We start from the raw sequence: 14,744 nt of genomic DNA on the forward strand, positions 1-14,744 counted from the left end.
AGCGCGGATGCTACAGGTTAACCAGTTACATCAATACTATGGCGGCAGTCATATTCTGCGCGGCGTAAATTTTGAGGCCCGTCAGGGCGAAATCACCTGCTTGCTGGGGCGCAATGGCGTGGGCAAAACCACCTTGCTGAAGTGCCTGATGGGGCTGATTCCGGCCCGCAGCGGCGACGTTATCTGGCAGGAAAAGCCCATCACCCAGCGTAAGCCGCACCAGCGGGTGCAGGCCGGGATTGCCTATGTGCCGCAGGGGCGCGAAATATTTCCCCGTCTGACGGTGGAAGAGAACCTGCTGATGGGGCTGTCGCGCTTTCCCGCCAGGGAGGCCAGCCAGGTGCCGGAGGAGATTTATCAGCTGTTTCCGGTACTGAAAACCATGAAGCAGCGGCGCGGTGGCGACCTCTCCGGCGGTCAGCAGCAGCAGCTGGCTATCGGGCGTGCGCTGGCCAGCCGCCCGCAGTTGCTGATCCTCGATGAGCCTACGGAGGGCATTCAGCCGTCGGTCATCAAAGAGATAGGAGAGGTGATCCGCCAGTTGGCGAACCGTGGCGACATGGCAATCCTGCTGGTGGAGCAGTTTTATGATTTCGCCGCGGCGCTGGCGGATCGCTATCTGGTGATGTCTCGCGGCACGATTATTCAGCAGGGCAATGGCGCGGATATGGAAGCCGAAGGGGTACGCGGCATGGTGACGATTTAACCCCATCGGCCCGGCGGGGCCGAGGGTTGTCCGCACCGCCGCTATTTACGCAGCAGTCGCTGCAGGCGAGCCTGACGCCAGTTGCGGATGAGCCCGCCGAAGACAAACAGGCGTAATCCGCGGACCAGCAGCAGCGTACCCCAGATCGCGGCCACCCACGCAGACCAGTAATAGTCCGGATGAGTAAAGCGGTTTAGCAGCACCAGCAGTACGCATACCACCAGCGCCGTCGACATCGATCGCAAAAAGCGGCTCTCCTGATGCAGGCGCGCTTTTGCCTCTTCGATACGTTGGTCCAGCGACGTCTCGTTGCCAGCCGGCGCATCAGCGGTAATGTCGGCGACGTTGACCTCAAACACCGCCGCCAGGGCGCTGAGGGTTTCGAGCGCCGGACGATCGCCATTTTCGATACGCTGGATGGTCCGCACGCTAACGCCGGTGAGTTCGGCTAACTGCTCCTGGGACCAGGCACGTTGCAGACGTAATTGTTTAACCTGATTGCTGCTGTTCATGTTGTCTATCTCCGGGTGAAAACCTGAGATGGAGTGTGCGACAGAGCACCGTCGGGCACCACGATCCGCACCCGACAGCCACCCGACAGTAACCTGACAGCCCCATGACACGTGGCTCAGGCGCTGGCGGTTGCGCAACCGCCGCTATGCCACGGGCGCGCTTTCATGCCGCGTAAAATCATGATCCAGGCGACGATTATCGCCACCATCAACACCACAAACAGCGACCAGTGTGGCATATGGGTCAGGATAGCGCCGGTCATCATCGGGTTAAAGGCCGCACCCAGCCAGCCCAGCGACTGGGCGGAAAAGTAGCTGGCTTTCATCCCCGGCGGGGCAATGTTATCAATCAGCATGTATTCGCCCGGGGCATAGATAATCTCGCCGAGGGTAAACACCGCGGCAGACAGACCCCACATCAGCAAGCTGCTGTCAGAGATCATAAAACCGCCCAGCCCAAGGATGAAACAGACCGTGCCGAAGGTCATCAGCGGGCGGATGTTTCTGGCGCTGAGTCGCCGGCCCACGGCGTACTGCAGGGAGACCACCACCGCGGCGTTCACCGGCAGCACCACCGCCACTACCTTTTCGGCAAAGCTGCTATCGGCAACCACCAGTACATACTGGGAAATACAGGACGCGAAGGAGCCGCCAACAAACGAGGCCAGCAGGCCGGAAAAGGTAAACCACAGCAGGGCCCGGTCGCGTAGCAGCACCGACGGCGACCACTGCACCGCGTTATCCTGGGCGACCGCCGCCGTCGTGCGCTGGACGAAAAGCTGAATAAACACCAGCGGTACCGACGCGCAGGCCGCTGCCAGCCAGAATGGCAGGTTGATGCTGTGCATCACCAACAGCGTGCCGATAGGCGGCCCGACGGTCCAGCCAATATTGAGAATGGTATAGTTGAGGGAAAAAATCCGCGCTTTTTTCTCCGGCGACAGCATATCGGCAAACCAGGCCTTCAGCACGGTGGCGAAGACGGAATAGGCGCAGTTGATCAGGGCGAAGAAGAACACCACCAGCGTCACGCTATTGACCAGCGGAATGGCAATAAAGCCGCCGATAAAGGCCAGTATCGCAATCAGCATATAGCGTTTTTTATCAAACTTATCCGCCAGGATGCCGAACCCCATGCTGAACACCACGCCGATCGTCAGGGCGATGGACAGCGCATAGCCAATGTGATCCACCGCCAGATGGTACTGACGGGTGAGGAAGATGGTCATAAAGGGGAGCGTGGCGCCGCGACCGATAGTCAGCAACAGCGAGGACGCCAGCAATGCAATGGTCGAGCGCCTGATGGTCGGTATCATTTTTTTGCCTGATGAAATGTTATTTTTATGTTGTACCCTTCAGAAATATCATGCTCTTAATAGCTTGTATAGCCTTGCCAGGTGTCCGGAGATGCTTTTCGACCCTGCCAAAAATAATGATCTATCCGCCGGGGCAGTTTTTCGGTACTTTGATTTAGTTCACAAAAATTTACATAACAACAGAGGCAGGGTATGACACGTAAAGACGGGCTGCTGGCGCTGCTGGTGGTCGTGGTATGGGGGCTTAATTTTGTCGTGATTAAGCTCGGTCTTCATAATATGCCGCCACTGATGCTGGCCGGGCTGCGGTTTTTACTGGTGGCCTTTCCGGCGCTGTTGTTTGTCGCCCGGCCGAAGATTCCGCTGCGCTTGCTGCTGGGCTATGGGCTGACCATCAGCTTCGGCCAGTTCGCCTTTTTATTCTGCGCCATCTCTTTAGGCATGCCCGCCGGGCTGGCATCGCTGGTGCTGCAGGCGCAGGCGTTCTTCACTATTATTCTCGGCGTCTTTGCCTTTGGCGAACGGCTACAGGGCAAGCAGATGGCGGGGATTGCGCTGGCCATCTTCGGCGTGCTGGTGCTGGTTGAGGCGAGCCTCGGCGGCCAGCATGTGCCGGCGATTGGCTTTATGCTGACCCTGGCCGCCGCGCTGAGCTGGGCCACGGGCAATATCTTTAATAAGAAGATCATGTCCCATGCCGAGAAGCCGCAGATTATGTCGCTGGTGGTGTGGAGCGCCTTGATTCCTGTCCTGCCGTTTATGCTGGCGTCATGGTTTATTGATGGCCCGCAGGTGATGGCCGACAGCCTGCGCCATATCGATATGTTGACGGTGTTCTCGCTGCTGTATCTGGCGTTTGTTGCCACCATCGTCGGTTACGGTATCTGGGGCTCGCTGCTCGGGCGCTATGAAACCTGGCGGGTGGCGCCGCTGTCGCTGCTGGTACCGGTGGTGGGAATGGCCAGCGCCGCGCTGCTGCTCGGCGAAACCCTGAACGGATTGCAGATGCTGGGGGCGGTGTTGATCATGGGCGGCCTGTATATCAACGTGTTCGGTCTGCGGGTGCGTCGGGCTGGCGCGGTGCCGAGATAAGCCCAGGTGCTTGCGCTGATTTCACCGGGCAAGCGCGGATCTTTATAAAGAAAACACGCTAAAAGGAATTTCAATGATTACGCTGCGCCCCATGCGCGAGGATGAATATCCGGGCTATCTGGATTATTTTATTGCCGATTACGCGCGAGAAATTGCGGCAAACTACCGGCTTTCTGCTGAGGCATCACTGGCCAGGGCAAAGCAGGAGATCGAGCGCGACCTTCCTGAGGGCGTTAATACGCCCGGTCAGATCCTGCTGTGTTTAATGACCCGACAAGATAATAACGACAGGCTGGTCGGCTACCTGTGGTACAAACCCGATGCCGACCAGCGTCGGGTCTTCATCTATGATTTTCATATCTTAAACGCTTGTCAGGGAATGGGGCTGGGTAAGCAGGCCATGCAGGTGTTTGAAGATGCAATGCGGGAGCAGGGGTTTGAGCAGATCGGGCTTCGCGTCGCGGGCGACAATGCGCGCGCCCGGCACGTCTATGAGGCTACCGGTTTTCATGTCACCGGTATTAATATGAGCAAACGTCTGCAAGGGTAAACCGCGGCTTTCCGGCAGGCAAAAAAAAGCCCCGTAAACGGGGCAAAATGCTCGGGTAGTGCAATTAGTTATAATAGGGTACGCCTAACTCATCCGATTTATCGCTACCGGCGGCCATATGATTGAAATCAAACGGCGAGTCGTTGTGCTCGGATGGCATAATCATGGCGTCGTGCTGATTGTGGCGTACCGGCGTGGTGGTTTGCTCCGCGAAGCTCTGGCTGGAGACCAGCGCGAGCAGGACAAAAGCAGCGGAAGCGAATAGTTTCATGATTTCCTCAATACGTCTTTTTGCAGGCGGTTAACAGCAGTTGTTCAGTGGCATCAGATAGCGGGAATCACCCGGTATATTGGTCATGCGATATTTATGCGGCGGAACGTCGAAATAGTTTTTAAAGGTTCTCGTCAGCGTCTGTTGCGATTCGAAACCGTAGCGCTCTGCCAGGTACAGAATCGGCTCGTTGCTCTGCTTGAGTTTTTGCGCGATTTCCGTCAGCTTGCGGCTGCGGATGTACTGGCCTAAGGAGTGACCGGTCTCTTTCTTAAACATTCTTTGCAGGTGCCATTTGGAGTAACCAGAACGCTCGGACACTTTTTCCAGCGACAGGGGCGATTCCAGGTTATCTTCGATCCACGACAAAATACTATGGATAGTGATGGCGTCATTATTGCGTCTGGACATCATCTTACCTCTTCTTATTACGGCAGGACTTTCTTGAGTAGATGCTCAAGGGTGACGATTTCGTCCGCCGACAGATTTTTTGTTAATTCCTGGTGCAACTTCTGACCCACAACCTGATGACACTGCTCACATAGCGCCGCACCGTCTGATGTCAATTGCACCAGCACACCGCGTTTGTCAGTAGGGTTGGGTAACCGTTCAATCCAGCCTTTGCAGACCAGGCGATCGAGCATGCGCGTCATTGCGCCAGGATCGACCGAAAGCACGGTTTTCAACTCAACGGGGGTAATGCATACCTCGCAACGAATGGAACAGAGCACCCGGAACTGGGTGGAAGTGATATCCATCGGGGAGAGATACTCGTTGAGCAGGCGATCTTTTTTCTGGTTAACCATTTGAATCAAGCGACCAAGAGGGATCATTTCGTTAAACAGATCACTGGTGTTTTTCACAATGGTTGCCCAGGCAATTAGTTAGTTGCTGTGGATATTATTGCCCAGGCAATCATAAGTCAACCTGACCGATTGCTGATGACACGATTTGCTAAAGTGAGCCACGCAGCAAGCAGGTGGTACCAGAGAAGCGGGTGCTGGCGGGATTTCGGCGCTGGTATGATAACGCTGACAAAAGTTATACTGCCCCAGCAAAACGGTGATGAATGAAAAATTAACGGGGCTTTAATTAATATGATTGAACTTTTTAAAGCGATTGGCCTGGGGCTAGTAGTCATTTTACCGCTGGCAAATCCACTGACGACCGTGGCGCTGTTCCTCGGTCTCGCAGGCAACATGAATAATGAAGAACGTAACAAACAGTCGCTGATGGCGTCGGTGTACGTGTTCGTTATTCTGATGGTTGCCTGGTACGCCGGTCAGGTGGTGATGAGCACCTTCGGGATCTCCATTCCCGGCCTGCGTATTGCGGGCGGCCTGATTGTCGCTTTTATCGGTTTCCGCATGCTCTTCCCGCAGCAGAAATCGCATGACTCCATGGAAGCCAAGATGAAGTCGGAAGAGCTGAAGGATGAGCCTACCGCCAATATCGCCTTTGTGCCGCTGGCGATGCCCAGCACCGCCGGACCGGGGACGATCGCGATGCTGATCAGTACCGCCTCAACGGTGAAACACGGCGTCGATTTTCCCGACTGGGTGGTGCTGGTGGCGCCGCCGATCATCTTCGGCCTGGTGGGGATTATTCTGTGGGGTTGTCTGCGCAGCTCCGGGGCGATTATGCGCCTGGTGGGCAAGGGCGGCATCGAAGCGATTTCCCGCCTGATGGGCTTCCTGCTGGTCTGTATGGGCGTGCAGTTTATCATCAACGGCGTGCTGGAGATTATCACCACCTATCACGCCTGATGCAGTCTGTTCGTTAGATCGTAAAAAAGCCCGCGCGGGGAATAAACCGGGCGGGCTTTTGTTTACCTGTACTTGCTGCAATCAGCGATCAGGAGTGATGCGGCCGCTCTTCCAGCGACACCGGCCAGCGGCGGAAGATCATCACCGCCCACACCAGCGCCACCAGCGCCGGAATGGCGCCCACGTAGCCGATAGAGGCCATCGACAGATGGGTACTGACCTGGCTACCTACCAGCGCACCGGCGCCGATACCGATATTAAAGATCCCCGAGAACAGCGACATTGCCACGTCAGTGGCATCGGGCGCCAGCGCCAGCACTTTCACCTGCATCCCGAGGCCGATAATCATAATGGCGATGCCCCAGAAGACGCTCAATATCATCAGGTAGTTCGCATTCTGCGAAGCCGGCAGCAGCAGCAACAGACTGGCCAGCAGCAGTCCAATGGCGATGTTGATCAGGCCAGACGCGTGCTGGTTACCCAGTTTGCCAAACAGAATGCTGCCGATGATCCCCGCGCCACCCAGGGTCAGCAGCAGGACGGTGGCAAAATTACCGCTCAGCCCGGCGACGGTCTGAACAAAGGGTTCGATGTAGCTGTAGGCGGTGTAGTGCGCGGTGACCACAATCGCGGTCAGCAGATAGATGCTCAGCAGCGCCGGACGGCGGAACAGCAGCGGCAGACTTTTCAGTGAACCGGAATGCTCGCTCGGCAGTTTTGGCAGCAGCTTGAACAGACACACTAAGGTGACCAGCGCCCCCATACCAATGACCAGGAAGGTGGTTCGCCAGCCGAAATACTGCCCGACGATACGGCCAATCGGAATACCAAAGACCATCGCCAGCGCGGTGCCGGTGGCGATCAGGCTCAGGGCCTGCGCGCGTTTCCCCGGCGGGGCCAGGCGAATAGCCAACGCTGAGGTGATCGACCAGAACACCGCATGAGCGAAGGCGATGCCGATGCGGCTAATCACCAGCACGTTAAAGTTCCAGGCAAAAAACGACAGCACGTGGCTGGCAATAAACAGAATAAACAGGCCGATCAGCAGGCGACGGCGCTCCATCTGGCTGGTCAGCAGCATAAACGGCAGCGACATCAACGCCACCACCCACGCGTAGATGGTCAGCATCATGCCCACCTGCGCGGTCTCCATGCCAAAGCTGTCGGCGATATCGGACAGCAGACCGACCGGCGCGAATTCGGTGGTATTAAAGATGAACGCGGCGATAGCAAGCGTGACGACCCGAAGCCACGCGACCCTGCGTGAAACCGTATTTGTGATCATAGATTCTGAGCTGATAACTGAAGAGAAGAGAGGCGTCGATCTTAAAACGAACGGTGGTGAAAATACAATCACTTTGTGATCTGGATCTCATTATTTCATTGGCAGACATTCCAGCGTTAACGGATTCATTTTTATATAGATAGTGTGCATGATTCGCTTTTATGTCATGTTGATGAGATGTAAAAACAGGAAGGATTGTAGGATGAAGGAAATTGATTTTTACCTCGTGGATGCCTTCAGCGACCGCAATTTTGGCGGCAATGCGGCGGCGGTGTGTCCACTCACCGAATGGTTACCGGATGACGTACTGCTGAAAATGGCGCAGCAGCATAATCAGTCCGAGACGGCGTTTTTCGTGCGCAGCGATGAAGGGTATGAACTGCGCTGGTTCACCACCCAGTATGAGATCAACCTCTGCGGTCACGCGACGCTGGCTTCGGCACATATTATTTTCGAATATCTCGATCATCCTTCCGCCACCATCGTGTTCAGCACCCGCTTTGTCGGAGAGCTGCGGGTGACCCGCAACGGCGACTGGCTGACCCTTGATTTCCCGGCATGGCAGACCACACCGGTGGTGACGCCGCCGCCGGCGCTGTTATCCGGACTGGGGCTGAGTAAGGCGATTGAGGTGCGCGAAGGGCGCGACTATCTGGTGGTTCTCGAAAACCGCCAGCAGGTGGAAGCTGTCAGGCCGGATATGCAGCAGCTCGAGCAGCTTGGCAAAATGGTCTGTATCAGCGCCGCCTCCGATGATGAGTATGACTTTGTCAGCCGCTTCTTCTGCCCGGGCGAATCGGTCGCCGAAGACCCGGTCACCGGCTCCGCGCACAGCATGCTGATCCCGTACTGGGGCGACAAGCTGGCGAAAACGACGATGCTTGCCCGTCAGGTGTCGGCCCGCGGCGGCGATCTGCGCTGCCAATGGCAGGGCGATCGGGTGCTGATCGGCGGCCAGGCAACCACCTACATGACCGGGTCGATCACCCTACGCTAAGGAGAAGCCGTGAAAGCGATTCCGATGTATCTGGTGTCCGCGTTCAGCGATAGCCCGTTTTCCGGCAACCCGGCGGCGGTCTGCCTGCTGGAGGAGTGGCTGGCGGATGACGTACTGCTGAAGATGGCCCAGGAACATAACCAGTCTGAAACCGCCTTCGTGGTACGGGAAGGCGAGACGTTTAGCCTGCGTTGGTTCACCACCCGCAATGAGGTCAATCTTTGCGGTCATGCGACGCTCGCCAGCGCCCACGTCATTTTCCATCATCTTGACTATCCCCAGGCATCGGTGGCGTTCGCAACCGCCTCCGGTCGCCTGACGGTAAGCCGGGAAGGCGACTGGCTGACGCTGGATTTTCCGGCCGGTGCCACCGAAGAGTGCGTGCCGCCTGCGGCATTGCTGGCCGGACTGGGCATCGACCGCTACGTCAGCGCCCGGCGCGGCCGGGCATGGCTTATCGAACTGGCGACTCGCGCAGAGGTTGAGGCGGTCAGACCGGCAATTGCCGCGCTGACGCCCGGTGAACATAAAGTGACGATCACCGCCCCTGGCGACGGTGAATATGACTTTGTCAGCCGCTTTTTCTCTCCGGGAGAAGCGGTCTGGGAGGATCCGGTTACCGGATCGGCCCACACTATGCTGATCCCGTTCTGGAGCGCGAAGCTGGGGAAAAACAGCCTGCTGGCGCGTCAGGTGTCAGCCCGCGGCGGCGATATGCGCTGTGAGCTGAAGGGCGATCGGGTGCTGATGTCCGGGCAGGCGGTGACCTGGCTGCAGGGGAAAATTCTGCTGCGCGACGCCTGAGGCGTCAGACGAATTGAGATCGTTGACCACGCCCGCATTCTGCGGGCGGGTCATTGCGCACTGTCAGGCGGGAAGGCGGGCGATATTGGCTTTAATCACCGCGACCGATTGGGCGAATTTCTCGCGCTCGTCCGCGGCTAACTGCAGCTCGATAATCTGCTGAACACCGCTCTGCGCCAGCACCGCCGGCACACCAACCGCCACGTTTTTCTCGCCATATTCACCATCAAGAATGCATGAAATCGCCAGTGCGCGATGGCTGCCGGTAAAGATATTGCGGCAGATCTCGGCGATGGTGCCGGCGACGCCGTACTCCGTACATCCTTTCCCGGCGTAAATCTCAAACCCCAGGGTGCGTACCTTCTCGGCAATCTGCTGGCGGTCCAGCTCCTGCCCGGTATGTTTGCGGTACACATCGGCAATCGGCGAGCCATAGACCGACGAGTGCGACCACACCGGAAACTGCGTATCGCCGTGTTCGCCGAGAATAAAGGCGTCAATGCTCTGGGCGCCGATATCAAGAGCCTGGGCGAGCACCCGGCGCAAGCGGGTGGTATCCAGCCAGACGCCGGTACCGATCACCTGGCTGCGCGGCAGTCCGGAGAGTTGCCATACCTGCCAGGTAATAATGTCGCAGGGGTTGGTGGCGACGAGGAAAATACCGTTGAAGCCGTTGGCCATCATCTGCGGCACGATGCTGTTGACGATGCCGGCCGTCGCGGTGAGTTCATCAAGCCGCGTCTGGCCCTGCTTCAGGGCACCGCCGGAGACGGTGATCACCGCAATATCGACGTCGGCGCAGTCGCTGACGTCACGCGCTGAAATGGTCATCATCCCCGGCATATAGGCCGCGGCATCGCTGAGATCCTGAACGTGGGCCTGCGCCCGGGCGGTATTCAAATCCACGAGGATCAATTCCTCACAGATATTTTGATTTAACAAGGCGTAGGCGGCCGACGTGCCGACGTTGCCGGCGCCAATAATCATCACCTTACGTGCTTTGGTATTCATGGTCCTGTCCCGCTATCAGAGGTCATCTTATAAAATTACCGCCGCTCAATGGCTTAGCGCAAGCGCAGGGCGGAGGTATAAGTTAACGCTATGAGGGCCAGGTGTACGCGCTGCGCTACAGTGGTCAAAAAAGGAGCTTACCTATGTATACCATCGCCCCCACTACGCTTGCCCACCCCGACCTGACGGCCCTGATCGCCCAACTGGATGCCTACCAAGAGTCTCTTTATCCAGCTGAAAGCAACCATCTGGTCGATTTGACCCAGCTGGCACCGGAGTCAGTGATCGTGCTGCTAATCCGCGACGCGCAACAGCAGGCGGTCGGCTGCGGGGCGATTGTGCTGGATAAGCAGGGCTTTGGTGAAATGAAGCGGGTCTATATCGACCCGACCCATCGCGGACAGATGCTGGGGGAGAGGCTGCTGGAGGCGCTGGAAAGCGAAGCTCTGCGCCGGGACTGCCATACCGTGCGTCTGGAGACCGGGATCCATCAGCACGCGGCGGTCAAACTGTATACCCGCAGCGGGTATCAAACCCGCTGCGCCTTTGCGCCCTATAAGCCCGACCCGCTGAGCCTGTTTATGGAGAAACTGCTCGTTGCCGATCTTCGTTCAGCAGCGCTATAAACGCCTCCAGCTGGCGGTTTTTGGCGCCGCGGCGCCACACCAGCCAGGTGGTTAACCAGCGCCACTCTTCGGCCAGCGGCCAGGCGGAAACCTGCTGGTGCCCCGGCATGCTTTCGAGCATGCTGCGCGGGATCAGCGCCAGCCCGGCCCCGGCAATCACGCAGGCCAGCATGCCGTGATAGGACTCCATTTCGTGGATCCGTCCCGGCGTGGCGCGGTCGGCATGGAACCAGCTTTCGAAATGGCGGCGGTAGGAGCAGTTGGCGCGAAAGGCGTACACCTCGCTGCCGTTAACTTCGCTGGCCCTTGTGACCGGCGCATGGCCAACCGGCGCGACAATCATCATCTCTTCCGGGAACACCGGTAAGCCCTCAAGACCGGGATGCACCAGCGGCCCGTCAACGAATGCCGCACTTAAGGTGCCCTCCAGCACGCCGTCAATCATGGTACCTGACGGGCCGGTCGAGAGCGCCAGATGGATTTTCGGATAGCGCTGGTTATACAGCGCCAGCGTCGATGGAATGCGCACCGCCGCGGTGCTCTCCAGCGAGCCGAGCGAAAACAGGCCCTGAGGCTCATCTCCGGCGACCACCATCCGCGCTTCATCAACCAGCGCGAGGATCTGCTGGCTATAGCGTAAAAAGCTATGCCCGGCGGGCGACAGGCGCAGGCGCTGGTTCTCACGAATAAACAACTCAACGCCAAGGTCAGCCTCCAGCTGACGAATGCGGGTCGTCAGGTTAGAGGGAACCCGGTGCACCTTCTGCGCGGCCTGGGTAATGCTGCCGGTGCTGGCGACGGCGTTAAACATCTCAAGCTGGGTCAGGTCCATAGTGTTCTTCTTTTGTGAATGGGTTACTTAATATTATTCATTTTCAATGAAAGGAAGGGTACGCCAGAATGAGGTCAATTCGCAATCAACAGAGAGAGCAATACGATGACTTTATCGACAACGCACGCGGTTTCCATCAACCCGACCACGGGAGAAATGGTGTCGTCTCTTCCCTGGGCGACTGAACAACAAGTGGATTCGGCGATTGCGCTGGCTGAGCAGGGCTATCGTCAGTGGCGCACCGTCAGTGTCGCCGAGCGTGCCGATGCACTCCGTCGTGTCGGCAGCGCGCTGCGCGCCCGCGCCGAAGAGATGGCGCAGATGATCAGCCTTGAAATGGGCAAACCGATCGCCCAGGCCCGTGGCGAAGTGACCAAATCCGCCAACCTCTGCGACTGGTACGCAGAGCATGGTCCGGCGATGCTGGCGACCGAAGCCACCGCGGTGGAAAACAACAACGCGGTGATTGAATACCGTCCTCTGGGGGCGATCCTCGCGATTATGCCGTGGAACTTCCCGCTGTGGCAGGTATTGCGCGGGGCGGTACCGATCCTGCTGGCGGGCAACAGCTACCTGCTGAAACACGCGCCGAATGTGATGGGCAGCGCGGCGCTGATTGGCGAGATCTTTGACGCAGCAGGACTGCCGGATGGCGTCTTCGGTTGGGTAAATGCCACCAACGACGGCGTGTCGCAGGCGATTAACGACTCACGTATTGCCGCGGTGACCTTGACCGGGAGCATGCGTGCCGGCAAGGCTATCGGCGCACAGGCCGGTGCTGCTCTGAAGAAATGCGTCCTTGAACTGGGCGGTTCCGATCCGTTTATCGTCCTCAATGATGCTGACCTTGATGAAGCGGTTAAAGCGGCGGTGATTGGTCGCTATCAAAATAGCGGTCAGGTGTGTGCCGCTTCGAAGCGTTTTATCGTTGAAGCCGGCATTGCCGAGGCCTTTACCAGCCGTTTTGTCGCCGCCGTCGACGCCCTGAAGATGGGTGACCCGCGTGATGAAGCCAACTACATCGGGCCAATGGCGCGCTTCGATCTGCGTGATGAACTGCATCAGCAGGTGACCGCGACCCTGGCGGAAGGGGCGACCTTGCTGCTGGGCGCAGAGAAAATGGCCGGGGCGGGCAACTACTATGCGCCAACGGTGCTGGGTAACGTCACACCGGAAATGACCGGATTCCGCCAGGAGCTGTTTGGCCCGGTGGCCACCATCAGCGTGGCGCGCGATGCCGATCACGCGCTGGCCCTGGCCAACGATAGCGACTTTGGCCTGTCGGCCACCGTCTATACCACCAGCGTCGATGAAGCGCAGCGTTTTTCCCGCGAGCTGGAGTGCGGAGGCGTCTTTATTAATGGTTACAGCGCCAGCGATGCCCGCGTCGCGTTTGGCGGCGTGAAAAAGAGTGGCTTTGGTCGCGAACTGTCCCATTTCGGCCTGCATGAGTTCTGTAATGTGCAAACCGTATGGAAAGACCGTCGCTAACCGACGTCACGCCTGACGACCGTCGCCGCACTCTGCTATACTCCCAGCCCGAATTTGACGGCGGGCAAGGAGCCGGGTGTGGCGACGGTCATCAATAATGCAATGCTGGAGACCATTCTGGCAGAAATCAGGCCGCTGATTGGGCGCGGCAAGGTGGCGGATTACATTCCGGCGCTGGCCAGCGTAAGCGGTAATAAACTCGGGGTAGCAATTTGTACGGTAGACGGTCAGCACTATTCTGCCGGCGATGCCCACGAGCGTTTTTCCATTCAATCTATCTCCAAAGTGCTGAGCCTGGTGGTGGCGATGAACCACTATCCGGAAGACGAAATCTGGCAGCGGGTGGGGAAAGATCCATCCGGGCAACCTTTCAACTCGCTGTTACAGCTGGAAATTGAGCAGGGCAAACCGCGCAATCCCTTTATTAATGCCGGGGCGCTGGTGGTCTGCGATATGCTGCAAAGCCGACTGAGTGCGCCGCGCCAGAGAATGCTGGAGATTGTGCGTCGTCTGAGCGGCGTCAGCGATATTGCCTACGATCCGGTGGTCGCACGTTCAGAGTTTGACCACTCGGCGCGCAATGCTGCGATTGCTTGGCTGATGAAATCGTTTGGTAATTTCCATAACGATGTCGCCACGGTGCTGCACAACTATTTTCATTACTGCTCGCTGGAAATGAGCTGCGTCGAGCTGGCGCGAACCTTTCTGTTTCTCGCGGATCGCGGTGTCGCGCCACATCTCGATGCGCCGGTGATCGCCCCGATCCAGTCGCGGCAGGTGAACGCATTGATGATGACCAGCGGCATGTACCAGAACGCCGGTGAGTTTGCCTGGCGCGTCGGCCTGCCGGCAAAATCAGGCGTCGGCGGGGGGATTGTGGCGATCGTGCCGCAGGAGATGGCGATAGCGGTGTGGAGCCCGGAGCTTGATGAGGCCGGTAACTCGTTGGCGGGCACGGCGGTGCTGGAGAAACTCACTCACCAGCTGGGGCGGTCGGTATTCTGATGCGCTCAATCGATATGCTTTTTACTCGTCTGCAGGGCTCCGCTTTTCGCTCGCGCTTTCGGCTGGGCATCAAAGAGCGGCAATATTGCCTGGATAAAGGGGCGGAGGTAATCGATCAGCATGCGGCGGACTTTATCGCTCGCCGCCTGGCCCCGGCTGATATTGCCAATGATGGCAAACAGACCCCGATGCGCGGCCATCCGGTGTTTATTGCTCAGCATGCCACCGCCACCTGCTGTCGCGGCTGTCTGGCAAAATGGCACGCCATTCCTGCCGGGCGCGAGCTCAGCGCCGACGAGCAGCGCTATGTGGTGCAGGTTATCCATCACTGGTTAGTGATACAGATGAATTCCCCGCAACGTTAGTTATGTTCATTTCTCAGGCATGTATATGCCTGAGAAATATTCTCATGCTATGATAATCCGCTAACTAATTATTAACATAATAATTGCCTGAAACAATTAGACGGATAATTACTGA

Annotated in this window: 18 protein-coding genes; 10 read left to right on the forward strand and 8 right to left on the reverse strand. The window is 57.8% G+C overall.

The genetic code is table 11. The features are described 5' to 3' along the window. The first annotated feature begins 7 nt into the window (after positions 1-7). Positions 8-706 carry an urea ABC transporter ATP-binding subunit UrtE gene (gene urtE, locus HF679_RS05700; RefSeq protein ID WP_123754415.1) on the forward strand — a complete coding sequence of 233 codons (699 nt, stop codon included), beginning with the start codon at positions 8-10 and terminating at the stop codon, positions 704-706. A gap of 41 nt (positions 707-747) precedes the next feature. Here the strand turns inward: urtE and HF679_RS05705 are convergent, their stop codons facing one another. Together HF679_RS05705 and ydeE are read right to left on the reverse strand one after the other, a co-directional pair. Next, positions 748-1,218: a helix-turn-helix domain-containing protein gene (locus HF679_RS05705; RefSeq protein ID WP_187042696.1), complete on the reverse strand. Its 471-nt coding sequence runs from the start codon at positions 1,216-1,218 to the stop codon at positions 748-750. A 116-nt stretch (positions 1,219-1,334) separates the two neighbouring features. Further along, positions 1,335-2,534, reverse strand: a complete 1,200-nt coding sequence (gene ydeE, locus HF679_RS05710; RefSeq protein WP_174509283.1) for an efflux MFS transporter YdeE — start codon at positions 2,532-2,534, stop codon at positions 1,335-1,337. A 192-nt stretch (positions 2,535-2,726) separates the two neighbouring features. Here ydeE and eamA point away from each other — a divergent pair, with 192 nt between their 5' ends. Further along, the gene (eamA, locus tag HF679_RS05715; RefSeq protein ID WP_123754412.1) at positions 2,727-3,626 is read left to right on the forward strand and encodes an O-acetylserine/cysteine exporter; all 900 of its coding nucleotides are present in this window, start codon (positions 2,727-2,729) and stop codon (positions 3,624-3,626) included. A gap of 73 nt (positions 3,627-3,699) precedes the next feature. Further along, positions 3,700-4,176 carry a GNAT family N-acetyltransferase gene (locus HF679_RS05720; RefSeq protein ID WP_123754411.1) on the forward strand — a complete coding sequence of 159 codons (477 nt, stop codon included), beginning with the start codon at positions 3,700-3,702 and terminating at the stop codon, positions 4,174-4,176. Positions 4,177-4,240: 64 nt separating this feature from the next. Here HF679_RS05720 and marB read toward each other — a convergent pair whose 3' ends face one another. From marB to marR, 3 genes are read right to left on the reverse strand one after another with little or no spacing between them, the layout of a single operon-like run. Continuing rightward, positions 4,241-4,447 (reverse strand): multiple antibiotic resistance protein MarB, encoded by a 207-nt coding sequence (marB, locus tag HF679_RS05725; RefSeq protein ID WP_123754410.1) that lies wholly within the window; start codon positions 4,445-4,447, stop codon positions 4,241-4,243. A gap of 30 nt (positions 4,448-4,477) precedes the next feature. After that, the gene (marA, locus tag HF679_RS05730) at positions 4,478-4,858 is read right to left on the reverse strand and encodes an MDR efflux pump AcrAB transcriptional activator MarA (RefSeq protein WP_123755483.1); all 381 of its coding nucleotides are present in this window, start codon (positions 4,856-4,858) and stop codon (positions 4,478-4,480) included. A 17-nt stretch (positions 4,859-4,875) separates the two neighbouring features. Next, complete coding sequence (gene marR / locus HF679_RS05735; RefSeq protein ID WP_123754409.1) at positions 4,876-5,310, reverse strand: multiple antibiotic resistance transcriptional regulator MarR; 435 nt, start codon at positions 5,308-5,310, stop codon at positions 4,876-4,878. A gap of 234 nt (positions 5,311-5,544) precedes the next feature. On the opposite strand from marR, the gene HF679_RS05740 reads away from it, so the two are divergent. Further along, positions 5,545-6,213 carry a MarC family NAAT transporter gene (locus HF679_RS05740; RefSeq protein ID WP_123754408.1) on the forward strand — a complete coding sequence of 223 codons (669 nt, stop codon included), beginning with the start codon at positions 5,545-5,547 and terminating at the stop codon, positions 6,211-6,213. A gap of 88 nt (positions 6,214-6,301) precedes the next feature. On the opposite strand, the gene HF679_RS05745 is transcribed toward HF679_RS05740, so the two are convergent. After that, entirely contained in the window at positions 6,302-7,498 is a 1,197-nt protein-coding gene (locus tag HF679_RS05745; RefSeq protein ID WP_187042697.1) for a sugar transporter, read from the reverse strand. A gap of 202 nt (positions 7,499-7,700) precedes the next feature. On the opposite strand from HF679_RS05745, the gene HF679_RS05750 reads away from it, so the two are divergent. Both HF679_RS05750 and HF679_RS05755 read left to right on the forward strand, forming a co-directional pair. Next, complete coding sequence (locus HF679_RS05750; RefSeq protein WP_123754406.1) at positions 7,701-8,495, forward strand: PhzF family phenazine biosynthesis protein; 795 nt, start codon at positions 7,701-7,703, stop codon at positions 8,493-8,495. A gap of 9 nt (positions 8,496-8,504) precedes the next feature. Then, positions 8,505-9,299 (forward strand): PhzF family phenazine biosynthesis protein, encoded by a 795-nt coding sequence (locus HF679_RS05755; protein ID WP_123754405.1) that lies wholly within the window; start codon positions 8,505-8,507, stop codon positions 9,297-9,299. Positions 9,300-9,362: 63 nt separating this feature from the next. On the opposite strand, the gene HF679_RS05760 is transcribed toward HF679_RS05755, so the two are convergent. Continuing rightward, complete coding sequence (locus HF679_RS05760) at positions 9,363-10,310, reverse strand: L-lactate dehydrogenase (RefSeq protein WP_187042698.1); 948 nt, start codon at positions 10,308-10,310, stop codon at positions 9,363-9,365. 143 nt (positions 10,311-10,453) lie between these two features. On the opposite strand from HF679_RS05760, the gene HF679_RS05765 reads away from it, so the two are divergent. After that, positions 10,454-10,936 (forward strand): GNAT family N-acetyltransferase, encoded by a 483-nt coding sequence (locus HF679_RS05765; RefSeq protein WP_123754403.1) that lies wholly within the window; start codon positions 10,454-10,456, stop codon positions 10,934-10,936. On the opposite strand, the gene ptrR is transcribed toward HF679_RS05765, so the two are convergent. Next, positions 10,890-11,768, reverse strand: a complete 879-nt coding sequence (ptrR, locus tag HF679_RS05770; RefSeq protein WP_123754402.1) for a putrescine utilization regulator PtrR — start codon at positions 11,766-11,768, stop codon at positions 10,890-10,892. The two genes, HF679_RS05765 and ptrR, sit on opposite strands and share 47 nt — an antisense overlap. A gap of 105 nt (positions 11,769-11,873) precedes the next feature. Between ptrR and sad the strand changes: the two genes are divergently transcribed. The 3 genes from sad to HF679_RS05785 all read left to right on the forward strand — a co-directional run bounded on the left by sad (position 11,874) and on the right by HF679_RS05785 (position 14,629). Further along, positions 11,874-13,259 (forward strand): succinate-semialdehyde dehydrogenase, encoded by a 1,386-nt coding sequence (gene sad, locus HF679_RS05775; protein ID WP_154143870.1) that lies wholly within the window; start codon positions 11,874-11,876, stop codon positions 13,257-13,259. 78 nt (positions 13,260-13,337) lie between these two features. Beyond that, positions 13,338-14,264 (forward strand): glutaminase B, encoded by a 927-nt coding sequence (gene glsB, locus HF679_RS05780; protein ID WP_123754400.1) that lies wholly within the window; start codon positions 13,338-13,340, stop codon positions 14,262-14,264. Then, entirely contained in the window at positions 14,264-14,629 is a 366-nt protein-coding gene (locus HF679_RS05785) for a DUF4186 domain-containing protein (RefSeq protein ID WP_123754399.1), read from the forward strand. The genes glsB and HF679_RS05785 overlap by 1 nt, the downstream gene beginning before the upstream one ends. Positions 14,630-14,744 lie beyond the last annotated feature (115 nt).

This window comes from Enterobacter sp. JUb54 (assembly GCF_014298075.1).
Classification (GTDB): Bacteria; Pseudomonadota; Gammaproteobacteria; order Enterobacterales; family Enterobacteriaceae; genus Klebsiella; species Klebsiella lignicola.